The sequence below is a fragment of the Deltaproteobacteria bacterium genome (genome assembly GCA_016235345.1).
Lineage (GTDB): Bacteria > Desulfobacterota > Desulfobacteria > Desulfobacterales > Desulfatibacillaceae > JACRLG01.
This window is the reverse complement of sequence record JACRLG010000023.1, coordinates 297,758-324,240: the sequence shown is the minus strand read 5'-3', so window position 1 is coordinate 324,240 and position 26,483 is coordinate 297,758. Positions and strand designations below refer to the sequence as shown.

Sequence of the window (26,483 nt, the reverse complement as noted above, 5' to 3'; positions counted from 1 at the left end):
ACCTGAAAACAGCCCCGGCCCAAGCCTGGATAAAAACGATGAAATGCAAAGTGCGCGAATGTCGCAACCTCAAGGGGCAGGGCGGTCACAAGAGATGAAATGCAAGGAAGGCGGTTTCGGACGGGGAGGCATAGTACACAAAGTACATGCCGACCCGCCCGAAATTGCCTGACACAGCAGTTCGCTCTTGTGGACGCCCTGCCCTATTTACCGTGCTTCTTCATAAGTTCCGCCTTGCCCTTCTCCATGGCCTCCCGCCGCGAAAGGGCCTCGGCGCTTTCCTGGCCAAGCATCCGGGTTCCCATATCCTTGATCTTCTGCTCCTTTTCCTCCGCCGTAAGGGAGGGGTCCTTTTCCACCTGGCTTCTGGCCGCCTGGAAGGAAGCCTCGGCCTTTTTCTCCGCCGCAAGCTGGGCGTCCACGGCATCCAGGGCCTTCACCTGCTCGGCGTCGAAAAACTGCTGCCGGAATTCCCTGTCCAGAGCCGCACGTTCGGCCTCGGTGGGAAGCTCGGCCAAGTCTTTCTGGTAGATTTCGAGCTTTTCCCGGTAGCGGTTGTAGGGGTTGGCGTACTCCTCGACGGCCTGGGCCTCGTCGCCCCACATGTCGGAGGTGAGCCTTCCGAGCGCCTCTTCCTTGTCCTTCCCGTTAAGCTCCTTGTCGGCCACTATGGCTCCGCGCCTCACCTTGTATTCCTGAATCTTCACTTCCGGCCCGAAAAGTGCGTCGGCGGTCTCGACTCCCAACTGCTGGCGGCGGAATTCCTGGGCCTTTCTGAGATAGGCCAGGACCTCCTCGGTGGACTTGGGGTCTCCCCAGCCCCTCTGCTCGCTCATCAGGGCGATTTCGCAATCCAGGTATTTCACGTAAAGGGCGTAGACCTTTTCCGCCTCGTTTGCTGGAAGCTGCGAGAAGATGTACTCCCTGGCCCTTCTGAGGGCGTCGGCCCTGTCCTTGCTGTCGCCGAAAAGCTGGGTGATGTAGCGGAAAAACTTCAGGGTGAAGGGGTTGGCCGCGAAGTCCTCGGTGAAAAACTGGTGGAGATTGACCCCGGCCAGGGGGTTGGAGGCTGCAAGGGTGGTGTCTCCAGGCTGAGCCTGGGCCATCATCTCCCGGCCCTTTACAGCGTCCGAAAAGCTCACGCCGTAGTTTTTCTCAAAAACGTAATCCTGATCGGCGTCGCGGGTGAGCCAGAAAAACAGGGCCACAGCGGCGGCGAAGACAAGAACCGCGCCTATTGCGAGAAACAGCGTCTTTTTGGACTTTTGAGTCCGGCCAGCCTGCAGTTTTTTCATGGGATTCTCCGGGAAGGAATTTTTTTTACCCCTCAAAAACACTAACAAAAAACGGCGGGCAAAAGCAACAGGCGCAAGGCTTATGTAGAACGAAATCCGGTGAGGGCGGCTTTTTGGGCTTCCCTGCCCTTTGCGGATTTTTCCACGAAGATTTTTTCGCCGGTCTTGGGGTCTTTTCCGGTCACGTACATGAGGGTGGAGAAGGTGGAGGGCGTGGGGGTGAAAATCTGCACCTGCGCTGGCCTGATTTCAAGGGAGTCCCGGCAGAAAACCGACAGGCGGCGCATGTTTTCCTGGGTGCAGCCCGGATGGGCCGCCATGAAATAATGGGTGAGATACTGCCTTTTGCCGCAATCAGCGCAAAAATCGTAAAAAAGCGACGAAAACTCCAGAAGGCTTTCCGGGCCGGGCTTTCCCATGAGCCTCAATACGCTTTCCTCGCTGTGCTCCGGGGCCACCTTCAGAAGGCCGGACACGTGGCGGGCCGCGAGGGTGTAGAGATATTCCCGTCCAAAGGAGCGGTCGGCCATCACCAGATCGTGCCTTATGCCGGAGCCGACTGTGACGGCCTTCACCTTTCGCACTCCGCCGATTTTCTCGTAAAGGGCCAGAAGGGGCTCGTGGCTTTTCCGCAGAAAACGGCAGGGGGAGGGAAAAAGGCAGCTTTCCCGCACGCAGATTTTTTCTGGGGAGCGTTCGCAGCCCATCCTGTACATGTTGGCGGTGGGGCCGCCCAAGTCCCTTATCTGCCCTGTGAAGGCGGGAAGCACGGAAAGCCGGGCCGCCTCGTTCAAAAGGGATTCCGGGCTTCTTGAAACCACGGTCCGGCCCTCGTGAAAGGCGATGGCGCAGAACCTGCACCCGCCGAAGCATCCCCTGTGGGTGGAAAGCGAAAACCTTATGGTGTCCAGGGCCTTCACCCCGCCCATGCCAGCGTAGGAAGGATGTTGGTCGCGCTCGAAACCCGCGTCGTAGAAGGAATCAAGCTCCTGCGTGGAGGGCGGCGGGGGCGGCGGGTTGATGACCAGCCAGCGGGTGTCGATCTTCTGGACAAGGCCCCGGCCCTCAACGTGCGCCTTGTGGAAGTCCCGGAACATGGCCTCGAAAACCCCGGCGTCGGCTGCGGCCTCCGCGTGGGAGGGAAGCTCGGCGAAGCCCTGGGGCTTGTTGGAGGCGGCGTAGCAGATCCCTTTGATGTCCGAATAATCCCGCCCCGCCCCGAATCGCCGGGCCAGGGCCACCGCCGTTGTTTCGCCCATGCCGTAGACCAGAACGTCGGCCTTGGCGTCGAAAAGCACCGATCGCCTGAGGCTTCCCGCAAGGAAATCGTAATGGGTGACCCGCCGAAGGCTCGCCTCGACGCCTCCCAGCACTATGGGCCGGGTGTCCTTGTAAAAGCGGCGGATCAAGTTGGAATAGGCTATTGTCGCCCGGTCGGGACGGTGATCGTTGACGCCTCCCGGCGTGAAGTCGCAGCTTCTGCGCTTCTTGCCGCTTGCCGTGTAGTTGGCCACAAGGGAATCCGTGCAGCCCGCCGTCACCCCCCAGAAAAGAAGGGGCTCCCCAAGGCGGGTGATGTCCCGGTCGCCGTTCACGTCCGGCTGGGCGATGATCCCCACCCGGAACCCGGCCTTCACCAAGGCCTTTCCCACCAGGGCCGCGCCCACGTGGGGGGAATCCACGTAGGCGTCGCCCGTGACGATTATGACGTCCAGGGCCTTCCAGCCAAGGCGGCGCATCTCTTCAATTGACATTGGAAGGAACAAGGGGAAGCTCCAACGGGATGGAAGAAAATCGCAAAACCCATCTGACAGAACAACGGAGCCACTCAAGCCGCCCCAACTTCCTGACCTGACATCCGCCGCTTGCCAGGAGGCTTTGAAAAATCGCCGCAGGCAAGGAAGGCGAGCTGGCGGCGGCGGAGCGTGCTTTTTGCACGTGAGCACGCCGCCCGAGAAGCCTGACGCAGCATCCGGCGATTTTGCGAAGCCTCCGTCAGTGTTTGAAGGAGCGCTGTCCCGTGTACATCATTGAAGCATTGGCCTCGTTCACCGCATCGATCACAAGGTGGTCGTTCATGGAGCCGCCAGGCTGGATCACTGCCGATACGCCCTCGGAAAGGCCCACGTTCACGCCGTCCGGGAAGGGGAAAAAGGCGTCGCTCACCATTGTCGAGCCCGGAAGCCCGCCCTTTTCCGCCGCCACCTTCGCGTCGATTTCGGCGCGTTTTTCGGGGTCGGCAAGGTCGTTGTAGGCCGTGGCCCAGGTCTCCCAGGCGTAGCGGTCGGCGAGCTTTCTGTAGGCCTTGTCCCGTGCGATCTCCGCCACGCCCACCCGGTCCTGCTCGCCGGTTCCGATTCCCACCGTGCAGTTGTCCTTCACGTAGATCACGGAATTCGATGTCACGCCGCTTTCCACCAGCCAGCCGAAGAGCATGTCGTTATACTCGGCCTCGGTGGGCGCGCGCTTCACGGAGTAGGTCCTGCCCCCGTAAACGGCGATGGCGGGAAGGAGGTCCTCCTTCTTGAGGGTTTCAGGAACGAAGGACCATTGGACCACCACCCCCCCGTCCATCAGGCTCTTGAAATCAACCACCCTCTGGCCCACGAATTCGTGAAGGCGGGCCATGTTGGGAACAGCTATCACCCTAAGGTTCTTCTTTCGGGCGAAGACGTCCATGACGCCCTCTTCGTAATCCGGCGCAACCACGACCTCGGCGTACTGGGCCGCCACGGTTTCGGCGGTCACTTTGTCCACAGGGCGATTCAGGGCGATGCAGCCGCCGAAGGCCGCCACCCGGTCGGCCATGTTGGCGCGATTGAAGGCTTCCACAAGGGTATCGGCCCTGGCCACTCCGCAGGGGTTGTTGTGCTTCACTATCACAGCGGTGGGCGCGTCGGAAAAATAACGAAGGATATTCAGGGCGTTGTCCGCGTCGGTGAGGTTGGTTTTTCCCGGATGCTTGCCGGATTGAAGCAACTCCACGTCCGAGGCCAGATAACGTCCCGGGGCGATGGATCGGGCCTCCCCAAGGGCCAAATTGCCGTTGACGAGCCTGTAGAGGGCCGCCTCCTGGCCTGGATTTTCGCCGTAGCGGAGGCCCTTTATCTCGCCTTCTATGTCCCAGCCCGCCTTTTCAAAGCAGAGGGTCTGGCGGCTGAGATCATCGATGAAGGAAATTTCCATGCGGGCAGGAAAGTGGTCACCGGCTATGGTGCGGTACATTTTTTTAAGGTCGCTCATTTGATCCTCCTTTTGATTTGACCTTCTTTCAATATCAAAAAGGGGGTTTTCGTCAAGGATCATGACTTCGGCCCGGAGCATGACGCCCCTCCCTTTCGATGATGCATCTTGCGATGGTTTGCCCGATCTGATAGATATTCGATAAACCTTTTTCAGACCCCCATCCCTGAACGGGAGGAAAAGCGGTGGCCAGTGTACTGATTACGGGAGCCACGGGATTCATAGGCGGAAGCCTCGTTCCGGCGAACCTGAAAAAGGGAAACCGGGTGAGAGCCCTTGTGCTTCCGGGCGACCCGGGAGCCGCCGCCCTTGAGCGGCAGGGGGTGGACGTGGTGTTCGGCGATGTTTCCCGGATCGAATCCGTGCGCGCCGCCATGAAGGACGTGGAAATCGTTTTTCACTGCGCCGCCGTGGTGACGGACTGGGCTCCGGTAAGCCTTTTTCGGGCGGTCACCGTGGAGGGGGCCCGGAACGTGTGCGAGGCTGCCTCCGAAAACCACGTTTCAAGGCTGGTTCACGTCTCCACCAACGACGTTTTCGGCAGGGACGAGAGCCGCGTCTTGGACGAGTCCACGCCCCTCATTCCCTGGGGCGAGCCCTACCCGGACCACAAGATCGAGGCCGAAAAGATCATGTGGGAGTATCACAAGACCAGGGGACTCGCGGTCACCATGGTCTACCCATGCTGGGTGTATGGCATAGGCGACCGCACCTTCGTGCCCCTTCTGGCCGACGCCATAAAAAAGCGCGACATGATCTTCTGGCGCAAGGACGTCATCGTCTGGCCCACCTACATAGATAACCTCACAGACCTCATGATGATTCTGTCCGTGGACCCAAGGGCCGTGGGCCAGGGCTTTCTTGTGCACGACGGCGAATCCACGACGCTTCAGAAATTCTGCGCGGCCATAGCGGAGGCCATAGGGGCGGACCAGCCCAAAACCCAGATTCCGTACGGCGCGGCTTACGCGGCGGCTGTCGGCATGGAGTTTTTCTGGAGGCTCTTCGCAATAAAGACCCGGCCCCTTCTCACCACCTACACGGTGAAGAACTTAGGTTCCAGGCTCCTTTTTTCCATCGCCAAGGCCCAAAAGGTTCTTGGATGGACGCCTGCCGTAAGCTTTACGGCAGGTTTCGCAAAAACCATGGAATGGCTCAAAACGAACCCGGACGTCATCACCAAAAGCAAATGACGAAGGCTCAGCCATGAAGGATTTCGGCGGAAAACTCGTTTTCATAACCGGCGGCTCCGCCGGAATCGGCCTAGCGGCGGCCCGCCTTTTCGCGGGCCTTGGAGCGAAAGTCGTCATTTTCGCCCGGAACCGCGAGCGCCTCGACAAGGCCGTAAGCGAAATCAACGCGGCTGGCGTACCATCGGGCGGGTCGGGCGCGGGCTTTTGCCTTGACGTGGGCGACAACCGGGCCGTCCTTAATGTCATGGCCCGCGCCATGAGCGATGCCGGAACGCCGGACCTCCTGGTGAACTGCGCCGGGCGGGCCATTCCACGGCCCTTTACCGAGGTATCCTTCGATCAGTTTTCCGATACCATGAGGGTCAACCTTTTCGGCGTGTGGAGCGCCACAGCCGCAGTGGTTCCGGCCATGATGAAGAGGGGAAGCGGCCACGTGGTCAACGTAAGCTCGGTGGCTGGCCTTATCGGAGTTTACGGCTACACCGATTACGCGGCCTCCAAGTTCGCGGTGGTGGGTTTTTCCGAGGCCCTTCGCTGCGAGCTCGCCCCCCACGGAATAGGGGTCTCGGTTCTCTGCCCGCCCGACACCGACACTCCGGGCCTTGCCCTCGAAAACCGCACCAAGCCGCCGGAGACCTGCGCCATAAGCGCCAAGGCCAAAGTGGTCTCGGCGGAAAAGGTGGCGGAGGCGCTTCTTTGCGGCATCCGAAAGGGGCGCTTTCTCATTCTTCCGGGCGCTGACGCCAAGAGCGCGGCCCTCATCAAACGGCTTGCTCCGGGCCTGGTTTTTTCGGTGATGGACCGGGCCGTGTGCGGGGTGAGGGGGAAAAAGCCATGAGGGAAAAAGTCGCCTCAATACTCATGATAGCCACGGGCTGCGGCATAGCGGCCTTCTGGGTTCTCTTTTTCACCGTGGGCATGGCCCCCCACCCTGCCCCGCCCTGCTATTTCGCCTTTGAACACAGCTTCGTGCTGCCGGATTTCTTTCTCTGCGCGGCCCTCATCGCGGGCGGCGTGGCCGTTTTAAAGGGCATGGCCGGTGGCCGCCCCCTGGCGCTCGCCGCGTCCGGCGCGCTGGTCTTTCTGGGAAGCCTGGATTTTTCATTCAACGTAACAAACGGCGTCTACGCAACAAGCCCGGTGGAGCTTGTCACCAACGGCTTCATCAACCTCTGGTGCGTTATTTTCGGAATCATCCTGTTTTTGCTTTTCCGCACACCCTCCAATATAAAAAGGTGAGCCCATGCCATACACAAAGATAGTCTGCACCATAGGCCCGGCAAGCGTTACGCCGGACATTCTCCACGAGCTGATCCAAAGCGGCATGGACGTGGCCCGGCTCAATTTCGCCCACGGAACCGAGGAGGAGCACGCGGGCAAAATTGCGGCCATCCGGGCTGCTGCTGCGGAATGGGGGGTTCCGGTGGCCATTTTGCAGGATTTGGCCGGACCCAAAATAAGGGTGGGGCAGGTTCCAGAACCGGGGCTCATGCTGACGGTCGGCTCGACCCTCGTGCTTTCGGCCTGCGAAAAGGAGGACCCCTACCAGCCCAACCAGGTGGGGGTAACCTACAAGGAGCTGGCCAACGATGTCTTTCCGGGCGACCCCATCCTTCTGGCCGACGGCCTCCTTGAGCTGGAGGTCTTAAAGACCACCGGAACCGAGGTGGTGTGCAAGGTGGTGACGGGCGGCCTTCTCACAAGCCACAAGGGCATCAACCTCCCCACACGCTCCATCAAGGCAAGCTCCCTCACCCCCAAGGACCGCGTGGACCTTGCCATAGGATTGAAGTACGGCGTCGATTTCGTGGGGCTTTCCTTCGTGCGTTCCGCCACAGACATTCTGGAAGTGAAGGAGGCCATGGGGGATAAACAGCTTCCGGTGATCGCCAAGATAGAGAAACACGAGGCGGTCCAGAACATCGATTCCATCCTGGAAGTTGCCGACGGCGTGATGGTGGCGCGCGGCGACCTTGGGGTTGAAATCCCCCTGGAGGACGTGCCGGGGGTCCAGAAGATGCTGATAAAAAAGGCCAACGAGCGCGGCAAGCCCGTCATCACCGCCACCCAGATGCTTCGCAGCATGGTGGATTCGCCGCGCCCCACAAGGGCCGAGGCGACGGACGTTTACAACGCAGTATTGGACGGCACGGACGCAGTGATGCTCTCCGAGGAAACCGCCATGGGCAGCTACCCGGTGGAGGCTGTGCGCTACATGGCCCGCATAGCAAAGACCGCCGAAAAGCTGATGAGTGTTGAAAAATTCATGTCCCTTGCGCCCCAACAGACCATCGCCGACTCCGTGGCCCACGCCACCTGCGAGCTTGCGGACTTCCTGGGTGCGGCTGCCGTGGTGGCCTCCACCGTGTCGGGCCTCACGGCCAAGCAGATAGCGCGGTTCCGGCCCCGCTGCCCCATCATCGCGCTTTCGCCCAGGGACGAGACCCTAAAGAGCCTGGCCCTTCACTGGGGCTGCAAGCCCTTCCGCATTCCGCCGCCCGAGGACATGGAGGATCTGATCGAATCCTCGGCCAAGTACGCCCTTGCAAGCGGGCTCGTGAAACCGGGCGATTTGGTGGTAATCACCGCAGGGCACCCCTACGGCGGCGAGGGCACCACGAACCTGATAAAAGTCTGCTGCATTTGAAACGCTTTCAGAAAGAAATATCGATGGCCGGTCTTCCCGAAGCGCTCGAAGACCTTTCCGCCGATCAGCGGGCAAGGTTTGTCATGGACATGTTTCATCGCATAGCGGTCCACCACGGGCTGTGGTTTTCGGAAAACATCCACCAGCTTGGGCTTGAAAGGGCGCTCTCAAACCTCTTCACGGCCAGGGACCGGAGCCTTGGAATACAGATGGAGAGGCTTTCCAAGGTTCTGGAATTCGAGTTACAAAACGGGGTTCCAAAGGCGCTTCTGGAGCTTTCCGACGAGGGGCTGGCCGAGCTTATTAAGGCCATCGGCGTCAACTGGCTGGCAAACGACGGGGTGTGGTTTCAGGCCGTGGAGTTTTCATCCGGCATGTTCGACGCCAAACGCGCCAACGACACATGCTGGACACGCTTTTCGCCCTTTGAGGCGGAATCCATAAGAAGGTTTTTGAATCTTCCGGAAAACTGCGGCCTGGAAGGGCTCAAAGCCGCCTTCAAATTCCGCATGTATGCCTTTATCAACCAGCAGTCGATGGAAGACGACGGCCCGACGAGCTTCATTTTCCGCATGAACGACTGCCGGGTGCAGTCCGCCCGCAAGAGAAAGGGCCTTGACGACTATCCATGCAAATCGGGCGGCATGGCCGAGTACCCGTCGTTCGCCGCATTCATCGATCCGCGCATAATAACCGAATGCGTAGGCTGCCCGCCCGACCCGCACCCGGATAACTGGTTCTGCGCGTGGCGCTTTTCCCTGAATCCCTGACCCTCAATGCGCTTTATATAAGCCAGTGGACGGAAGAACCAGCCCATGACCCCGATTTTTCGCACATCAAGGTCAGCGTGCCGCAACGTGGCGGCGGCCCTGGCCGTCTCGCTCATTCTTTTTTTCGCCTCCGGCTGCATGGTCTCAAGGCCCGTGAGCCCAAGGCCGGACGGATGGGCGAAAGCCGTTTCCGTAAAAGGGGTTCCCAATCTCCATAAGGTGACCGACAATCTTTACCGGAGTGCCCAACCCACCGGCGAAGGCTTCCATAACCTCGCCAAAATGGGCATCCGAACCGTGATAAACCTGAGCGCAAACAGTTTAGACAGAAAACTGGTTAAAGGCACGGGGCTGTCCCTGGTGGAGATACCTGTTCCCGATATCAGGCCTACAAGCCCACAGGTTGTTCGACTGATCAAAATAATAACAGATAAAACACGATGCCCGGTTCTGATTCACTGCCGGTACGGGGCGGACAGAACCGGAGCCATGATCGCAGCCTGTCGCGTGGTGGTGGAGGGATGGTCAAAAGAAGAAGCCATAAAAGAAATGACCGGGGGAGGCTACGGATATCACGTTATCTGGACCAACCTTATAAGCTTTGTAAGAAACCTGGACGTTATTGAACTGCGGGCGGCAACCGCTCCGGCCCAGGCCAGCCCCGCAACGGAGTACTAGAGGAGCCATGCCATGAAAGTCATAGCCATAAACGGAAGTTCGAGAAAAAACGGCAACACCCGCGTCCTTCTTACCACGGTTCTTGGCGAGATGGAAAAGGAAGGCGCGGAGACCAGGATCATAAGCCTTGCCGGGCGGCCCATCCAAGGCTGCCTTGCCTGCTACAAGTGCCTGGAAAACAAGGACGGGCGCTGCGCCGTTGAAAAGGACGGTGTGAACGGGATAATCGAGGCCATGCGGGAGGCAGACGGCATCCTTCTTGGCTCGCCCACCTATTTTTCGGACGTTTCGGCTTCCATGAAGGGACTCATCGAACGCGCCGGAATGGTGGCCAGGGTGAACGGCAACTTCCTGGACAAAAAAGCGGGCGCGGCGGTGGTGGCGGTGCGCAGGGCCGGGGCCAACCACGTTATGAGTTCCATCAACTACTTTTTTCTCATAAGCAGCATGTTCGTGGTGGGGTCAAGCTACTGGCCCATGGGTTTCGGCATGGAGCCGGGAGCCGTGGAAAAGGACGTGGAGGGCATGGAGACCATGAGGGTCTTAGGCCGGAACATGGCATGGCTCCTGAAAAAGACCCAGGCGGTCTGAGAGCGCGAACTGCTGTGTCAGGTTTCGCGGCGCGGGTCGTCATGTACGAAAAGTACTATTCCTTCCCGCGCCGCTCACCTTCTTTGCATTTCATCGCTCTCAGGCCGCCTGGGCGAGCCTTCGATATAATACTGTTTCCCATTGCGGGCCATGAAACAGCAAGTCCCGGAACATGCAGAAATGCCGACAAAAGCCGTCCACGATTCCTTTATTGATTTCCTGGTGAAAGGGGACTGGCTGGATTTCGAGCTGGACTACCAAATTCTTGGCGACATCATGTACGGCAGGATAGAGAACTTCGGAGGAAGGGACCCGAACCTTACTTTTCACACCCCTTCGACCAACATGAATTCATGGCTTCAAAGCCTGAAACGCAGGGGCGAGACGCCGGACAAGCTCACCGCCCTATACAGGTGCGGACTGGCCCACCTTGCTCTTGAAAGGGCCGAAGGGGCGTGGCTGGCAAAACATCCCGGCCCTGAAAAAACGGTTCCCTGGAAAAGGCTTTACAAGGATGTTTTGAAATCCCTTTTAAAGGAAGGGTGGGACAGCGCCGGATACCAGGGATAGCCTGATTCGGTTTTTAATTGTGATTACAAAGCCTTCCAGGTTACCACGTATTCCCGTTTTCCGAAATCGAAGCCGGGCGGACAGATGACCCACTCGCCGTGAATGTCCTGTTCAGCCTGTGCAAGCTCGAAGTGGCGCATGGCGATTCCCATGTCCAGTCGCTGCATGTCCGCCATGCCGAAGAATTTGAGGTTCTTCTCGCCGTAGCCGGGGGTCCTTTCCAGGAAAAGATGAAACTCCCGGCCATCGGGGGATGCCACCATGCGCCAAGGCTGCTTGTTGCTGGCCGAAGGCCCAAGGCGAACCATTTCCAGCGACTTTATCCAGGGCTCAGGGCGGTTTTCGGACAGGGGCCGCGAAAAATCCGGGCTGAAAAAGAGGCTCTCGAAGGGCAGGCGCTTACGCGAGCCCGCGCCCAGGCGCACCACGGCGTCAATGGCCCCTCGACGGGCCGTGCGAAGGCCGAAGGCCAGCACGGCGGGCACAGTTTCGCCCTCCTTCGCGCCTATCCGCGCCGCGAACCCGCTCTTGTTGAAGGTGCCGCCAAGCCAGCAGGTTCCAAGGCCGAGATCTGTGAGATAAAGCACCACGGCCTCCATTGCGTGGCCGTAGTCCTCAAGCCCCTTGCCGGTGTCCCTCACCGCCCCCACCACGAATCCGAAGTTGTTGCGGATCATGCCGTAGGTGCCGAGCTTTTTGAGGGTTTCGGCGTCCTCCCCGCCCGTCACCGAAAGCAGGAAGCGCAGGTCCGAGCCGAAGGGGCCTTTTGGAAGGCCGCCCAGAAACCCTTCTATTTTCCTGAGCGTTTCCACCTCCACCGGGGTCTTGGCGTAGCTTCTCCAACTCGTGCGCTCCGGTATCAACTCAAAAATTGGCCGGGTGAATTTCATGACGGATTTATCCTTGGGAGATTCGCTAAGAGACAAGTCGAAGAAGGCCTATTGAACAAAAAAATCAAGACGTTGTGTTTTCTGGCGGCAATGCTTTTATTGCATTGTCGGCTGCAATATTTTCCAAAATATCGCCGAGTCTGTCACAGCGCCACACCTTAAAATCAGACATCATTCTTGGGTTCGAAACCCAAATCAGCAAACCATTTCGATCTCCATAAGCTTTAGTTATTTCAAGAGATATCGTCTCCTTGGCAGTTATTATGCGAAGATTGCAACCCCACTGTGTGTTTGGGTGATTTGGCCTGATCGTTTCAGCAGTCTTTAGAGCTGATTGAATTTCAAGTATTTCATTTCCATTTAAATGATAAGGTCTGCTAACCAGCGAAGAATAAGCAACAGGCAAAACGTGTATTGATTTTATTTCAGATAAGTTTATTTTCAATATATCTTCATCATGCCTGCCTAAATTATCATATAGAGTTACAGTAGACATGGTTATAATAAAAATAATAAATAAAACTATAAATTCCTTAAAAGATTTTGGCAATAATTCAAATAAACTATAATATTCTCTGACTATAGGTTTAATTATCAAATAGAACTCTCTAATTGCAACTACAATGCGGCACACAAATAAAATAAATCTATTCTTACCATATAATTCTGCTAATTTCGAATAATACTTATTCCTGTCATTTCCATCCGGTGCGTCGCCCATGTCATTGTTTAATCAAACGCTTATGAATGAGCAGCAGGCCGTAGAGGGTGAGATCGTTGTTCACCGCCTGGATGGAAGGGCAGACGTGGGCCATTAAAGGCGCAAGCCCTCCCGTGGCGATTACCGTGACCGGGCCTTCCATTTCGGTTTTTATGCGGGAAACGAGACCTTCAACGAGCCCTGCGTAGCCGAGAATGATCCCCGACTGCATGGAGCTTACCGTATCGCGGCCTATGGCGTGGGTGGGGGGTTCCGCGATCTCCACCCTTGGAAGGCGCGCGGCCTTGGAAAAAAGCGCGTCTGCGGCGGTTCCTATGCCGGGGCTTATGGCCCCGCCCAGGTATTCGCCGTTTTTCGAGATGCAGTCAAAGGTGGTGGCGGTGCCGAAATCCACCACGATCAGCGCGCTCCCGTACTTGTCGTAGGCTGCGATGGCGTTCACTATGCGGTCGGCCCCGGCGTCCGCAGGATTTTTGAGCAACACGGGCATTCCAAGGCCCTGGTCCGCGCTGATCCAAACGGGCGCAATTCCAAGGTATTTGTCGCAATAGGCGTCAACCGCCCTTCTCATCTTGGGAACCACGCTCGCCACTATTACGTCGCTCACGTCCTTTTCGCTCACACCCTTGGCGGCCAAAAGCCTGTGGGTGGCCCCATACATCTCGTCTTCGGTCATGTCCCGCACGGTTCTTATGCGGAACTCGCAGGCCAGCCGGTCTCCGTCGAAAATCCCCACAACGGTGTTGGTGTTGCCAATGTCAATGGCAAGGAGCATGGAGCGCCTCCCACTATTTGTTATAAAACTGAACAATTGGCAGGGTTTTAAGCCTGAATAAAAATGATGAAGCGCAAGGAGAGTGAAACGCCAATAAGCAAGCGTACTAAAAGTATGTGGCGGAATTGGCTTTGATACTCGACACAGCGATTCGCGTTTTTAGGCAGGCCTTATGGCCCTTGCAAGAATAATAGCGGCCCTGGCCGCCTTAACGTCATGCACCCTTATGATGTGAGCGCCAGAGGCCGCGCACATGGCGGTTACGGCCTGGGTGCCGGTTTCGATCTCGCCCCTGTCGGCCTCCCGGCCAAGGTCTGCGGCAAGAAGCCTGCGGATGAAGGCCTTCCTGGAATGCCCGATCAGAACCGGGACTCCGAGGGAGTCGAAGGCGGGGATGTTCCGAATAAGGGCAAGATTGTGCTCTATTGTTTTCCCGAAGCCTATTCCGGGATCAATTACGATGCGCTCCTTGGGGATTCCGGCTGAAACGGCGAACTTGACGCGGGCTTCAAGGTAGTCCCTCACCTCTTTCACCACGTCTGAGTATTGCGGGTCCTGCTGCATGGTCTTGGGGGAGCCCAGCATGTGCATGAGGATCACCGCCGCCCCGCGCTCCGCCACAAGGGCCGCCATTGCAGGGTCGTCCGAAAGCGCGGAGACGTCGTTGATTATGGTGGCCCCTGCGGAAAGGGCGGCGCGGGCCGTGGCGCTGCGCCTTGTGTCGACGCTTATGGGAAGGCCGGTTTTTTTACGAAGGGCCTCGATCACAGGGATCACCCGGCGCATTTCCTCCTCCACCGTTACCGGATCGGAAAAGGGCCGGGTGCTTTCGCCGCCCACGTCCAGGATGTCCGCGCCCGCTTCCGCGAGTTCGAGGCCGTGCTCCATGGCCTTTCGGTGATCGAAAAAATGGCCGCCGTCCGAAAAGGAATCCGGCGTCACGTTCACGATTCCCATGATCCGGGCCTTTTCGCCCAGTTCCAGAGACCAGCCGCTTACGGCCAGGGTGTGCTTTTTCATCAGGCGTTCCGGGGCGGCTCGTCAACCTTTGGATTTGGATGATGCCTGTTCTTGTGCGGAAGCTCCGGGCGCAGGGAAAGGATCACGGTATCCATCTCGGAGCCCATTATGGTCTCCTTTTCGATGAGAAGGTCCGTAAGCCTGTCCAGGATATCGCGGTTTTCCGTCAAAATCGCCCTGGCCGTTCCGTAGGCTTCCATGATTATGCCGTGGACTTCCTCGTCTATCGCCTGGGCTGTGGTTTCCGAGTAGTCGCGGGGGCGGCTTATCTCCCGGCCAAGGAATATCTGGTCCCCCTCGCCGTGGGAGTAGGAGAGCGGCCCCAAAGCCTTGCTCATTCCCCAGTCGCGCACCATGCGCTGGGCAATTTCGGTGGCGTGCTTGATGTCGCTGGAAGCGCCGGTGCTCATCTTTCCGAAGACGATTTCCTCGGCGGCCCGTCCTCCCATGAAAACGGCCAGTTCCGCAGACAGGTGCTCCCTGTAGGTAAGGTCGCGCTCGTCCGGCATCATGAGGGTGACCCCCAGGGCGCGGCCACGGGGGATGATGGTGACCTTGTTGACCGGGTGGGCGTCTGCCAAAAAGCGCGCCACAAGTGCGTGTCCGCCCTCGTGGGTGGCTATGGCCCGGCGGTCTTCCTCGGAAAAGACCTTGCTCTTTCTGGCAAGGCCCATGGAGACCTTGTCCTTGGCCTCCTCGAAATCGGCCATGGTGAGCTTGTCCTTGCCCCCCTTGGCCGCAAGAAGCGCGGCCTCGTTGACGAGGTTTTCCAGGTCCGCGCCGGAAAAGCCCGGCGTGCCCCTTGCGAGCAGGTGGGTGTCGACGTCCGCGTCCACCGGGGTTTTTTTCATGTGGACCGCAAGTATCTTCTCGCGCCCGTTGATGTCAGGAAGCGGCACCACCACCTGGCGATCGAAGCGACCGGGGCGGAGAAGCGCCGGGTCGAGGACGTCGGGCCGATTGGTGGCGGCGATGAGAATCACGCCCTCGTTGGACTCGAAACCGTCCATCTCCACAAGAAGCTGGTTCAAGGTCTGCTCGCGCTCGTCGTGGCCGCCGCCCAGGCCGGCCCCGCGATGCCTTCCCACCGCGTCGATCTCGTCTATGAAGATGATGCAGGGGGCGTGTTTCTTCCCCTGGATGAACAGGTCGCGCACGCGGGACGCGCCGACGCCCACGAACATTTCCACGAAATCCGAGCCCGAAATGGCGAAGAAATGGACCTCGGCCTCACCGGCGATGGCGCGGGCCATGAGGGTCTTGCCCGATCCGGGAGCGCCCATGAGCAGAACGCCCTTGGGGATGCGGCCTCCAAGGCGGGTGAACCGGCGGGGATCGCGCAGAAATTCGACGATTTCCGAGAGTTCCTCCTTGGCCTCGTCAACGCCAGCGACGTCGGCGAAGGTCACCTTGCCGCTCTGCTCGGTCATGAGCCTTGCCCGGCTCTTGCCGAAGGACAGGGCCTTGCCTCCGCCCGACTGCATCTGGCGCATGAAGAATATCCACACGCCTATGAGGACCAGGAGGGGCAGCCAGTTGTACAGGATGAGCTTCCAGTGGCTCTCGTTTTCGGGCCTTGCCTCGATGCGCACCCCTGAAGCCTTCAGGGTGCTCACCATGTTTTCATCCCGTGGGGCAAAGGTATGAAAACTGCGGCCATCGGTTGACTTGACGGATACGTTCTGATTTCTGATGGTTACGGACGCTATCTGGCCCTTTTCGGCCATGGACAGGAAATCCGAGTAGACGAGTTCCTTTTCCGCCGATGTCTTGCGGTCAAAAACCTGGAACAGCCCTATCATGGCCACCAGGATAACAAGCCACAAAACCACGTGACGCACGTTCAAAGCCATAGTCCTTCCTGCCGGTTCACCCGGCCCGGTCACAAAAAGGGCGCTTGCCCCAATGGTCCGGTGATGAGTCAAAACCAAAAGGCGCTTGTGAAAATCCCGCCGCGTGGAATGAAAATTTTGTATTCCACGGGGTTATCTTAACCGCACTTACCACACTTGGGCAAGGAATAATTGCCTGGGGTTTTCCGCCCCGGTCGATTTCTCAGCCAAAAGGCCGGAAAGCGGGTGAATACGCCCGCGTCCGGGCGAAAGTAAAATTTTTGTTTTTTATTCCGCTTTTTTTGTTTGACTGTTTTTCAGGCCCGTTTAAGATATTGCCCGATCATATCCCATTTCGTCGCCGTCCCTGCAAAAGACAGTCGTGAAAGGAGCTTTTGATGATCATGATAAAGTACGCGTTGCCGGTCCTGGCTTATCTTTTGGGGTCTGTCCCCTTTGGCGCGGCGTTTTTCCGTTTCAGGCACGACATGGACATAAGGGCTCTGGGAAGCGGCAACATAGGCGCAACCAACGTCATGCGCAACGCTGGCCCTGCCATGGGCCTCATAACCCTCGGCGCGGACATGGCAAAGGGCTGGGTCCTGATCTTCGTGGCCAGGCACATGGGAGCGGGCGACCTGATAGTGGCGCTCACCGGCCTTGCGGCCTTTCTGGGCCACATATACCCGGTCTGGACCGATTTCAAAGGCGGCGGAAAGGGAGTCGCCACGGCGGGCGGGTGCCTTGCCGCCTGGACGCCCTTAGGCTTTCTCTGGGTTCTCCTGGTCTTTATCGCGGGGCTTTTCGTGACGGGCCGGGTGTCTGTGGGCTCCCTGTGCGCGGCCCTGGTGTTGCCCGTGGTGGCCTTCGCATTCACGGGCATGGTCCCGGTGGGCATCGTGGCCACGGCCATGACCATCATGATTTTCCGCCGCCACTCGGCCAACGTTGCCCGCATAAAGGAAGGCACCGAGCCCAGGGTTTTCGGCGGGATCATCTGACTCGTGTCTGAATTTGAGACCAAGGGCTGACGGAAAGAAAAAAGCGGCCTTCCCCCAAAGGGCGGGCCGCCTGAAAAGCATCCGGTTTCCGCGTTATTTTCTGGGTTCCCGCGTTATGCCCCCTGCCGCGTCGATGTGAAAGACGGTGGCACCCTTTTCGTGCCAGGTTTTTATGGAAAGGCTGTCCTCCCCGCCTTTTTCCACAACCGCCGTCACGCCCTCGGACGCCCTGAATCCGGCCTCCCTGAGGCGCTCCAGGGTAACCTGGCCCTTCGGGTTGTCCACGAAAAAAATCTGGGCCGCCACATAGGCGTTTTTTATGTCGGATTCGGCAGTTTTGTCTGCCCTGACAGCCTCGACCGGGCCGGGGCGAGGGCCCTCGCCGCCCTTTACCGGCCTTTCCGCCCCGGGCAGGAGGGTTTCGGTTATTTCGCCTTCCGCATCGATGGAGTAGACCGTGAGTCCCTTTTCCGACCAGGCCGTAATTGCGAGGCTTTTTTCGCGCCCGTCCGAAATTTTGAAGGTGACTCCTGCCGGAACCTCGAATCCGTAGTCTTCCAGTTCCGTCAGGGTGGCCACGCCCTTGGGCTTGTCCAGAAAAAAGGCCATCGCCGCCATGTAGGCGTTTTTCACAGTTTCAAGGGCTGGGTCGGAGACCCGTTCATCGCCGGATTCCCCTTCCGTGTAATCCTCGTCGTAATCGTCCAGGCTCGGAGGAAACGAAGGCATCTCGCCGTCGCCCACGTATTTTCCCAGAAGCACAGCAAGGGTTATCACGTCCTTCTTGGCCTCGGAGGTCCCTATCTTTTCGGCCCGGTCCACCGCCGCATCCAAAATCGCATCCATGCATTCGGCGGGGGCGCAGGGAGTCTTCGCGTAATCGCCTGGCTCCTGGCCCAGCAGCATTCTTATGGCTTCGGTGGCGGCTGCGGTGTCGGCGTAATTATCCCTGATGTCGGAAAGCATGCCGTCCGCGCTTTCCGATTCCCCCTGCTGATACAGAAGAATCGCCCGGTTGAGCATGTCCCGCGCCTTCCGCTCCTTAACGGGATACCCTGCGCAACCGATGACCGTGACTATACAAAGGCAGGCGATAACCCATTTTCCCTTCCGTTTGCTCATTCCGCTTCTCCTGAAATATCGGGGCCTGCCCAAAACCGGCCAGTAAATGCAAACGGCACCGCAGGAGAGAGTACCTTTGGTACTTCATCCCCGGTGCCGTCTGCTTGGCAAGTCTTTCGCGTTCAGAAACCGGCGGATTCCGGACGAGCCCCCCCTCCGAATCCCCCAAAAACCCGGGACGCCCCTTACACGGCTTCCTTCAGGCCTTTGCCCGGCTTGAACTTGACGGCATTGGAAGCCTTTATCTTTATGGGCGCGCCGGTCTGGGGATTGCGGCCCGTGCGGGCCTTGCGGCGTACCTTGGTGAAAGTGCCGAAGCCCACCAGGGTGAGCTTGCCGTCCTTTTTCTTCAGGGTCACCTTTACGCTGTCGATGAAGGAAGCCAGCGCCGCGTTTGCCTGCACCTTGGTTATGCTCGCTTCTTTGGCCATTTTGTCGATGAGCTCAGGCTTGGTCATGTCCCCCCCTTACTGGAAATGAGTGATGGATTGTTGAGAAAAAAAACAGACAGGATCGCCTCGGCTGATGAGTTCTCAAAAATTCCGCCGCCTGCAGGGATTCCCAAGGGAATATTCGGGCATCGACAGGCTTGATCGGCATCCGGCGAACGGAACTCTCTTGAACAGTTATCTTTCGGGGCTTCCCTTTCCTATACCATCATAGGATGCTTTGTCAATATGGTTTTGCAAAAAAATTAGGCGAACACCCGCATTTCTTCGTAATTGTTAGCGGAAAGACCTCACTTTGACAGGTGAAAACCGGTCATGGCGAAAAGGGGCCCATAAATTTTGCGCTCCGCCGGGACTCTCAAACCTGGGAGGAATCAATATCATCCGGTTTCCGCCTTGCAGCGGCTGACCGTGACAGAATAAAATGCGGCATTCGCGGAAGTTTTCCTGCAAGCTCCCAAAAAAGAGGTATAATGCGCCTTACCGAAGGCATGGCGCATTGATATTTTCCCAGGTGCAAGCAGCGCTTGCCTGAAAGGAAATTTAAATGGCGGAAACGGAACAGCTGGCCAGGGTGGTAAAGATCGTGCGGGCGGTGGCGGTCATGTTTCTCGCGGGCGGAATCGTCCTTGCGTGGATGGGCGCAAGCCACGTGAAAGAGGCGAAAAGAAGCCTTTCCTGGCCCATTGCGAAGGGCGTGGTGAAAGAGTCGAAAATGTTGACCAAGCGCCACAGCAAGGGCAGGATGGGCTACTGCGCCTCGGTCGTCTACGGATATTCGGTGGACGGCGCGGCCCTCACGGGCGACCGGCTGGGCTTTGACCGGGACTGGAAAAACAACCCGCAAAAGCCCTTGGAGACGCTGAAAAAATATCCGCCTGGAGCGGAAATCAAGGTCCATTACGACCCGGACCAGCCGGGGCAGTCAGTTCTTGAACCCGGAGCGACCACCGGTTCGTGGCTTTTTTTCATAATCGGGTTCGCTTTTCTGGTTTCCGGAGCCATCGATTACTGGCTCATTCCCTGGCTGGTGGGGGTATTGGCGGCAAAAAGGCTGAACACCGATGCATGGTGACGGCCCCTCATCCTGATTCCATTTTTTTTCCAACCTCTCACGGGTGGCTGTGACATGCTTTTTTGGGGCCTTGCCATAATTTCAGCCTGCCTCTATCCCCTGGCCTTTTCGCCGGTCGGGGCCTGGCCCCTGGCCTTTTTCTGTCTCTCGCCGCTTTTCTGCGCCCTTTTCGCGGCAAAAACCCGGCTTTCGGCCTTTTTAAAGGGGGCTCTGTTCGGCGCTCTCTTTTCCGCCTTCATGGGATACTGGCTCTATGGGTCCCTGGTTGACCAGTACGAGAAATCGCCCCTTACGGCGGCCCTGTTCCTGGCGTTCTGCCTCATCCTTCCACATTTCCTGCTCTATGGCGCTTTCGGGATTCTCTTTCACCTTTTAAAACGCAAGGCCCTGTTTTTTTTCGCCGTAACAGCGCCCTCGCTGTGGGTTATTACGGAGTTTTCCAAGGAGTGGATTTTCGGATTCGTTCCCTGGGGGCATCTTGGCTACGCCTCGTTGGGCTTTCTCCCCTACGCACAGGTTGCGGATATCGCGGGGGTATTCGGCGCGGGCTTTCTTCTTGCCGGGGCGAACGGCGTGATTGCCTTCGGAGCCCTTGGGGTGCCCGGAACCGCCACCGGACAGGGGGACTCGCCCCCCGGGACCAGGCGCACGGCCCTCTTATTGCTCTTCTTCATATTCGCGCCGGTTTTCTACGGATTGGTTCAGCTTGCAAGGTGGACTCCGGCGTACAAGGATGCCATCAGGCGGGACGGGTTCGCCGTGACCCTGGTACAGGGCAACCACACGGCAAAGGAGCGCTGGAGCGGCATGGGCTTTTACGGAAGGGTGAAGGCCTACCTTTCCTTAAGCGGGGTCCTGAACGAAAAAAGGCCGGATTCCGCGCCGTTTCGCATGATCGTGTGGCCGGAAACGGTTCTGAACAGCCCGCAAGAGATCACCGACGGGCTTTTTTCCGAACTGGTGGGCCAGGCAGGGCCGAACACTCTGCTGGTGACAGGTGGGCTTAGGATGCTGCCCCTTGGGGCCATCAACTGCGCATATTTTATATCGGGGACCGGCAGGGTGACCGCCTACGACAAGAAAATTCTCCTGCCCTACGCCGAAACCGCGCCAGCTGGCGACATTCTGGGGGATTACTACGAGGCCCCGCACAAGTTCATAAAGGGAAAAGGCAGGGCCGCCACCGATACCGACTTCGGCCTCATGGGGGCGTCCATCTGCCTGGAGGCCCTTTACCCGGCCCACGTGGCCAGGGCCGTGCGGCAGGGCGCGAAAATACTGGTGAACCTTTCCAACGACACCTGGTTCGGGGATTCGGCCATGCCCCACCTGCACCTTGACGCCAACAGGATGCGGGCCATAGAGAACCGCCGCTTTCTGCTGCGGGCCGGAAACAGCGGGTTTTGCGCAATAATCTCGCCAACCGGAAAGATAGAGGCGAAAAGCGGCCTGTTCCGCCAGGAAACCATTACCGGCAGGGCGGCTTTTCTGTCGGGCCGCACCCTCTTCACCCTGCTCGGTAACTGGATAGTGGGTTTGTGCCTTCTAATCGTGGGCGTATCGAAATGGATTTCAACTGAAAAAGATTGATTATATGCTTGGAATAGCAAGAGCCTTTAGAATCATCATTACACACACTGGCTGATAGCTTTAATGCAAGAGCTTTATTTACAAATTGTTTAAGTGTTGATTTTTTTCTTCTACCGAACCTTTTTATAACTTCGTTTGCAACTTTATCAGAGTCATCGAGCATCCTCATCTCATATAGTATTATACATTTTTGAATAAATGCTATACCTACAAGTTCTAAAATACATACTTCTTCATGATCACTGAAGCGGATAATCAATTCACTAAAAGTATCTATAGCCTCTTTCTTACACTCAATAGTATCAAGAGATATTCCTTTGTAAATAAAACTCCAAGCAGTAAGCTCTACCAGAGATATCTCATCCCTGTTACCGAATTTAACAATTAAGTCATTATAAAGATTTATGGCTTCATATTTTTTTCCGCCTTTATCAAGTATAGTTGCTTTTCGGAACATTGCATTTCCTATCATTAGGTCCAAAAATAGTTCCTTACCTTCTCCGAAATTTTCAATCACTTCATCAAAAATTACTATGGCCTCTTTCATTTTACCTAAATAATATAATGCATTGCCTTTTAAATATAAGCCTAAAATAAGTATCCACTCTTTTAAATCGCCCATGTAATCTTCCATAGTATTAATAGTATTAAAATCAATTAATGCATTTTCATAATTACATAATTTATCGCAATAAATACGACCTCTAGCTAATAATGCAAATGGAGTCATAAATGATTTTTTATTAATAAAAAATGCTAATTTTTTAAATGATTCAACGATATCGTACTCATTAGCTAATAGAATAGCCTCTAATATTAGCGCAATAGAATAGTTAGCTGCTCTTGCCTTTACCAAAAGTTTTTCAAATCCTGATATAGTTTCTTTTCTTATTAAATCGTCAGATAGCAACTTAAAAAATTCTTTTTTTATTCCAATTTTTTCAGGTTTAGCATTTTTTATATACAATTCCTTGTTTAATCTTGGTTCAATTTTATTATACGAGCGTTCACTCCACCACTTATTTGCTATTGATTGTATACGTTCTAACTCATCTTCAGATAATGGCTGTGGGCCTTTCATACGCCATATCCATGCTTCCTCTATTCGCAACTTTCTTAAATAATCCAATCCAACTGCGCTAAAACGTGGGCATGAGCCATCGACTAGCGAAATCCCCATTACCTCATCACCTGTCACCGAAAGACACAAGCAAGGATGATAAAATATATCTTCATAAATATCGCCTGGTTTGATGTCTTCTATATTGAGAATATCGGTGGGCATTTTCCCTACTTTTTTGTATCGTATGTTGGGGGGGCGAGCCGAAAGGCGATGTTTCACTCAACATCTTGAATTCACGGGAAGCTGTTGGATGAACCCGCACTTCGTACGGATCCATCCAACCTGCAATTTTTTAAGAAGGCCGGGTGGTCCCAATAATTTTTTCAGTGCAACCTGTTCCGGGCCGGAAGACCCGGCGGTGAAACCCGTCAATAAAATTCAGGCTCAGAAGTAATGCTTCCATCCGACTGAGGCCTGGAAAGCGTTCAGGTCGAACGAGTCGCTCTTTTCTCCACCGATCTCCATCTTGGTGTTGTTCCATGAATAACTAAGGCCTATGCCCACCGAATTCCTGTCGCTTACCATCAAATCCAGGCCGCCTGAAACCACGACACCAAATGAGTTTTCCAGATCAAGGGTGTCGTTGACGCCAACCGAGGCAATGGCGTCCCTAATTAGCTGCGATTCGCTGAAATCGCAAATCAGGTAGTTGCCTCCAATACCGATGTAGGGCATGAACACCTTGTTTAAAGTGGGCTGATAGCGCAGCGAAAGCGAAACCGGAATCGTTGTGGCGTCCCCCATTGCCGCCTTGCCGCCGCCGCTTTTCCCGTCGATGGAAAATTTACAGTAATCGACACCCAGGGAAACGCTGAAATCAGGGGCGAAAAACCAGTCCAAACTGCAGCCGAAAGAAGGCGACGTGCCGCCCGTATCGGTTTCGATGAAGGTGCTCTCAACCCCGATGGTGGGACTTGAAGGAACGGTGAGCCCGGCGTGCAGCCCCAAGCCGATATTTTTACCCGCTTCGCCGGAAAACGCCTGGGGCGCGCCAATAAGAAAAACCAAAAAACAAAGAACAGCCAAACGCGATTTTTTCATGGAAATCCTCCTGACTTTATCAATGTCGCCATTGGCATATAGGCCGCGCCTGCCCTGGTGCTGTTGCGGCCAATTAAAATAGCTATGTAACGGCTGTTAAATCTGATGTAATTTATATAATTTCTCTTCTGATGCCTCAATTCTGCTGTATGTATAATCTTTAAATATATTTTTAATTGAGTCATCTACTACAATAGAATTTTCTATCTTACCTATTAATTTCATATATCTATTTAACCTAATAACTGGAAGCCCAATAACATTAACAATCTCGTTATTTTTTATAAAATATCCACACGATCCCATAGTTAAAATACAATTCACAGGTATGCTGTAAATTTTTTTATGCACATATTTCAAATTAATATTTTTTAATTCATGAATTATTTTAAACGCTGCACTACCATATTCGATAAAATTAGTACAATAACTATCTTGAGCTAATAACCAAAAAGATTGAACATGATCAGTTTCGCATTTATTAATTTGGCCACCAAATTCATATACAATTTTATAACAAATTTGCTGAAAAAATTTAATGCAGTTGATTAAATCAACAGGACTTAATCCGTCAGCGAGTTTAGATATATTACATATTTTAATATCCAGCAATATCATAGGCGATTCATTGGAGCTAACGTCAGCTATTACAGGCTCAATCATCTTTTTTGATAACTTAAAAAATTTTCTTATAAACTCCATATGTCACCACATTAAAAAGTTGTTGGGTGAACCTGCCCTACGGGCAGAACCACCCAACCTACGAATGGCCGGGAGGTGTAATCACGGACGCCGTAGCCACGATTTTTTCACCGTCTTCCCTATTCCATCTTCATCACGTCCGCTCCCTTAGGGGCGATGAAGACGAATTTGGAGTCCGGCAGCTTCTGGTTGAAGGCAAGATCGTAGAAAAGAATCCGAGTGCTGTCGCCAGCCTGATTCTTGGAGACGGATTCCTGGATTTCAAAGGTCCTGGCGTCAACCGCAAGGTTTAGCTCCACGAATTCCGGGCGCTTTTTCTTGGGGATGAGCCTTAAGGCGTACCAGCCGCTTTTGGACCATTTTTCGGGAATCATGCCCTTGGCGAAACTTACTGTGAACATTTTTTTCAGCCGGGTCACGTCCGAAAAAAAGCTCGCACCCTCGCCGGAGCCGAAAAAGGCCCCGGCCTCGCCCACCATCACCTGGTTGTCCACCTTGCGGTAAATCCACAGAATTTTGCCGTCGGTGACCACCTCCTGCTCCTCGGGCTTTTCGTACTTCCAGGCCATCTTGTCCGGGGCCTTGAAACAAACCGAGCCGGTGGCGTTGTCGGATATCCCCATTCCCGCAAGGGTGGCTTCCTGGTAGAATTTCGCGCACATGCCGCTTGTTTTGTACCGGCCCTCGATGCCCGAAAGCACCTGATCGACGGTGAGCTTTTTGGGTCCGGCCAGGGAAAGGGACGCGCAAACGGACAAAAGAACCGCAACCATCACCGGAAGAAATTTTCTCATCTTCATCCCTTTTGACTGACTGACGGCAAATGTAACCAGTATAGCGCCGACAGCCCTCTGCCGACCCTTCTCATTTACAACTTAAGGATGCGCTTTGCAAACACTGAAACCGAGTTGGCCGCAAAGCCCGGAAAGAGCTTCAACAAGAGGGATAGGTAGTTCTCCTCCGGCGGCTTCACCTTCCCGATGGGGGAAAGGCTTAAGGCCCCCGGCTTGCAGGACACCACGCACAGGCCGCAGCCGATGCACCTTTTCCGGTCAAAGGAGACGGTCTTGTCCGGGTTCGCGGTCCAGGCGTTCATGGGGCAGGCCTTGACGCAAAGGCCGCAGCGCTTGCACTTTTCCTCGGCTTTTTCCGGCATGAAATGCGGGGTGGCGATCATGCCCGGCACGTTGTACTGGGTGACCGAGCGAAGGGCGTGGCAGCAGCATCCGCAGCAGGAGCAGGAGCAGTCGCCCTTGGGGTCGCCGGCGGCGTTCATGAGCCAGGTGACGCAGCCGTTTTCCTCGGCGTTCTTCTTGATGGCCAGCATCTCGGCCTTGCCCACCCTCCGGGCCAGGCCGCGCTCCAGAAGGGGCTTCACCAGGGGGCCGAAGCTGGCGCAGGCCTCCAGGGGCTTTCCGCATCCCTTGTCCGAAAGCTCCATGGCAAGGCGGCACTGGCAGTGGGTGACCGCGAAATCGTCGTAGCGGGAGAGAATTTCGTCCAGGTAATCCGAGGGCCAGGCGGACTGGAGCGAGCCGGTAAGCGACTGCACCGGCACGTACCGCACCAGGGCCTTGCTGTAGCGCTTGTAATCGGCGATATAGCCGGTTTCCCAGAGCTTTTCGAAGTACTGTGCGAATTTTTTGTGCCACTCGTTTCTGGTGGAAAGGTCCTTGGTCATGAGCGCCATTTCAAAGGTGCCGGGAACTATGGGCATGATGGCGTACTTGGACGGCGTGCCCGATGCCAGGATTATGGCCTTGCGGAAGGAAAGATGGTCCAGGATGCCCTTGACCTCGTTAACGCTCCTGCCTGTTTTTTCGGCCACCTTCTGGGCCGTGCGGGGGCGAAGCGGAGGAAGGTGGGCGGCTATGGCGGCCTCCTCCTCGGTGAACATGTGAGCTATCATTTCAAGCAAAAGGTCCGTAGGCGCGGGCCCGGAAAGCAGGGGCGAGGCGTAGTTGCGCATGATCTTGCGGTGATCCTCCGTGATGCGGGAGGCGGAGTCGAAGCCGGTGAGGTCGCTGTTCAGAATGATGCGGTTTGCGGTGGGGGCTTGTTTGCGGGTCATGGATTTACCTTTCGTTACAGGCTGTCCACAAGCGCGAACTGCTTCGTCAGGTTTCACAGCGCGGGGCGTCATGTACGAAAAGTA

Annotated in this window: 26 protein-coding genes; 11 read left to right on the top strand and 15 right to left on the bottom strand. The window is 56.0% G+C overall.

Annotation, left to right across the window (positions count from 1 at the left end):
* Window positions 1–203: 203 nt before the first annotated feature.
* The 3 genes from HZB23_11995 to HZB23_11985 form a co-directional block, all read right to left on the bottom strand.
* Window positions 204–1,295 carry a hypothetical protein gene (locus HZB23_11995; protein MBI5845377.1) on the bottom strand — a complete coding sequence of 364 codons (1,092 nt, stop codon included), beginning with the start codon at window positions 1,293–1,295 and terminating at the stop codon, window positions 204–206.
* Between the two features lie 80 nt (window positions 1,296–1,375).
* Window positions 1,376–3,049 carry a YgiQ family radical SAM protein gene (locus tag HZB23_11990; protein MBI5845376.1) on the bottom strand — a complete coding sequence of 558 codons (1,674 nt, stop codon included), beginning with the start codon at window positions 3,047–3,049 and terminating at the stop codon, window positions 1,376–1,378.
* 241 nt (window positions 3,050–3,290) lie between these two features.
* Window positions 3,291–4,538, bottom strand: coding sequence for an IMP cyclohydrolase (locus tag HZB23_11985; GenBank protein ID MBI5845375.1), 1,248 nt, complete (start codon window positions 4,536–4,538; stop codon window positions 3,291–3,293).
* 185 nt (window positions 4,539–4,723) lie between these two features.
* Between HZB23_11985 and HZB23_11980 the strand changes: the two genes are divergently transcribed.
* The 8 genes from HZB23_11980 (at window position 4,724) to HZB23_11945 (ending at window position 10,987) form a co-directional block, all read left to right on the top strand.
* The gene (locus tag HZB23_11980) at window positions 4,724–5,731 is read left to right on the top strand and encodes an NAD-dependent epimerase/dehydratase family protein (protein MBI5845374.1); all 1,008 of its coding nucleotides are present in this window, start codon (window positions 4,724–4,726) and stop codon (window positions 5,729–5,731) included.
* Between the two features lie 13 nt (window positions 5,732–5,744).
* Complete coding sequence (locus tag HZB23_11975) at window positions 5,745–6,569, top strand: SDR family oxidoreductase (GenBank protein MBI5845373.1); 825 nt, start codon at window positions 5,745–5,747, stop codon at window positions 6,567–6,569.
* A complete protein-coding gene (locus tag HZB23_11970; GenBank protein ID MBI5845372.1) occupies window positions 6,566–6,970 on the top strand; it encodes a hypothetical protein in 405 nt (134 codons plus the stop codon). Before HZB23_11975 ends, HZB23_11970 begins: the two co-directional genes overlap by 4 nt.
* Window positions 6,971–6,974: 4 nt before the next feature.
* Window positions 6,975–8,378 carry a pyruvate kinase gene (gene pyk, locus HZB23_11965; GenBank protein MBI5845371.1) on the top strand — a complete coding sequence of 468 codons (1,404 nt, stop codon included), beginning with the start codon at window positions 6,975–6,977 and terminating at the stop codon, window positions 8,376–8,378.
* Window positions 8,379–8,401: 23 nt separating this feature from the next.
* The gene (locus HZB23_11960) at window positions 8,402–9,148 is read left to right on the top strand and encodes a cytosolic protein (GenBank protein ID MBI5845370.1); all 747 of its coding nucleotides are present in this window, start codon (window positions 8,402–8,404) and stop codon (window positions 9,146–9,148) included.
* 45 nt (window positions 9,149–9,193) lie between these two features.
* Window positions 9,194–9,826, top strand: a complete 633-nt coding sequence (locus HZB23_11955; protein MBI5845369.1) for a dual specificity protein phosphatase family protein — start codon at window positions 9,194–9,196, stop codon at window positions 9,824–9,826.
* A 12-nt stretch (window positions 9,827–9,838) separates the two neighbouring features.
* On the top strand, window positions 9,839–10,417 hold the full coding sequence (locus HZB23_11950) for a flavodoxin family protein (GenBank protein ID MBI5845368.1): 579 nt from the start codon (window positions 9,839–9,841) through the stop codon (window positions 10,415–10,417).
* Window positions 10,418–10,597: 180 nt separating this feature from the next.
* A complete protein-coding gene (locus HZB23_11945; GenBank protein ID MBI5845367.1) occupies window positions 10,598–10,987 on the top strand; it encodes a hypothetical protein in 390 nt (129 codons plus the stop codon).
* Window positions 10,988–11,010: 23 nt separating this feature from the next.
* Here the strand turns inward: HZB23_11945 and HZB23_11940 are convergent, their stop codons facing one another.
* The 5 genes from HZB23_11940 to HZB23_11920 all read right to left on the bottom strand — a co-directional run bounded on the left by HZB23_11940 (window position 11,011) and on the right by HZB23_11920 (window position 16,246).
* Complete coding sequence (locus HZB23_11940; protein MBI5845366.1) at window positions 11,011–11,877, bottom strand: nitroreductase family protein; 867 nt, start codon at window positions 11,875–11,877, stop codon at window positions 11,011–11,013.
* A 64-nt stretch (window positions 11,878–11,941) separates the two neighbouring features.
* Window positions 11,942–12,598, bottom strand: coding sequence for a hypothetical protein (locus HZB23_11935; GenBank protein MBI5845365.1), 657 nt, complete (start codon window positions 12,596–12,598; stop codon window positions 11,942–11,944).
* Window position 12,599: 1 nt separating this feature from the next.
* Window positions 12,600–13,373, bottom strand: coding sequence for a type III pantothenate kinase (locus tag HZB23_11930; GenBank protein ID MBI5845364.1), 774 nt, complete (start codon window positions 13,371–13,373; stop codon window positions 12,600–12,602).
* 159 nt (window positions 13,374–13,532) lie between these two features.
* Entirely contained in the window at window positions 13,533–14,393 is an 861-nt protein-coding gene (folP, locus tag HZB23_11925; protein ID MBI5845363.1) for a dihydropteroate synthase, read from the bottom strand.
* Window positions 14,393–16,246 (bottom strand): ATP-dependent metallopeptidase FtsH/Yme1/Tma family protein, encoded by a 1,854-nt coding sequence (locus tag HZB23_11920; GenBank protein MBI5845362.1) that lies wholly within the window; start codon window positions 16,244–16,246, stop codon window positions 14,393–14,395. Before HZB23_11920 ends, folP begins: the two co-directional genes overlap by 1 nt.
* 377 nt (window positions 16,247–16,623) lie before the next feature.
* On the opposite strand from HZB23_11920, the gene plsY reads away from it, so the two are divergent.
* The gene (gene plsY, locus HZB23_11915; protein ID MBI5845361.1) at window positions 16,624–17,226 is read left to right on the top strand and encodes a glycerol-3-phosphate 1-O-acyltransferase PlsY; all 603 of its coding nucleotides are present in this window, start codon (window positions 16,624–16,626) and stop codon (window positions 17,224–17,226) included.
* 93 nt (window positions 17,227–17,319) lie between these two features.
* On the opposite strand, the gene HZB23_11910 is transcribed toward plsY, so the two are convergent.
* Both HZB23_11910 and HZB23_11905 read right to left on the bottom strand, forming a co-directional pair.
* Entirely contained in the window at window positions 17,320–18,348 is a 1,029-nt protein-coding gene (locus tag HZB23_11910; GenBank protein ID MBI5845360.1) for a hypothetical protein, read from the bottom strand.
* Between the two features lie 185 nt (window positions 18,349–18,533).
* Window positions 18,534–18,806, bottom strand: a complete 273-nt coding sequence (locus HZB23_11905) for an HU family DNA-binding protein (GenBank protein ID MBI5845359.1) — start codon at window positions 18,804–18,806, stop codon at window positions 18,534–18,536.
* A gap of 538 nt (window positions 18,807–19,344) precedes the next feature.
* On the opposite strand from HZB23_11905, the gene HZB23_11900 reads away from it, so the two are divergent.
* Window positions 19,345–19,872, top strand: a complete 528-nt coding sequence (locus HZB23_11900; protein MBI5845358.1) for a DUF3592 domain-containing protein — start codon at window positions 19,345–19,347, stop codon at window positions 19,870–19,872.
* A gap of 54 nt (window positions 19,873–19,926) precedes the next feature.
* Complete coding sequence (gene lnt, locus HZB23_11895) at window positions 19,927–21,462, top strand: apolipoprotein N-acyltransferase (protein ID MBI5845357.1); 1,536 nt, start codon at window positions 19,927–19,929, stop codon at window positions 21,460–21,462.
* Here the strand turns inward: lnt and HZB23_11890 are convergent.
* The 5 genes from HZB23_11890 to HZB23_11870 form a co-directional block, all read right to left on the bottom strand.
* Entirely contained in the window at window positions 21,380–22,747 is a 1,368-nt protein-coding gene (locus HZB23_11890; GenBank protein ID MBI5845356.1) for a hypothetical protein, read from the bottom strand. The genes lnt and HZB23_11890 overlap by 83 nt on opposite strands.
* A gap of 222 nt (window positions 22,748–22,969) precedes the next feature.
* Window positions 22,970–23,626 (bottom strand): OmpW family protein, encoded by a 657-nt coding sequence (locus HZB23_11885; GenBank protein ID MBI5845355.1) that lies wholly within the window; start codon window positions 23,624–23,626, stop codon window positions 22,970–22,972.
* Between the two features lie 96 nt (window positions 23,627–23,722).
* Window positions 23,723–24,328, bottom strand: a complete 606-nt coding sequence (locus HZB23_11880) for a hypothetical protein (GenBank protein ID MBI5845354.1) — start codon at window positions 24,326–24,328, stop codon at window positions 23,723–23,725.
* Between the two features lie 119 nt (window positions 24,329–24,447).
* Window positions 24,448–25,122: an outer membrane lipoprotein carrier protein LolA gene (locus tag HZB23_11875; GenBank protein ID MBI5845353.1), complete on the bottom strand. Its 675-nt coding sequence runs from the start codon at window positions 25,120–25,122 to the stop codon at window positions 24,448–24,450.
* 74 nt (window positions 25,123–25,196) lie between these two features.
* Window positions 25,197–26,399 (bottom strand): 4Fe-4S binding protein, encoded by a 1,203-nt coding sequence (locus HZB23_11870; protein ID MBI5845352.1) that lies wholly within the window; start codon window positions 26,397–26,399, stop codon window positions 25,197–25,199.
* Window positions 26,400–26,483 lie beyond the last annotated feature (84 nt).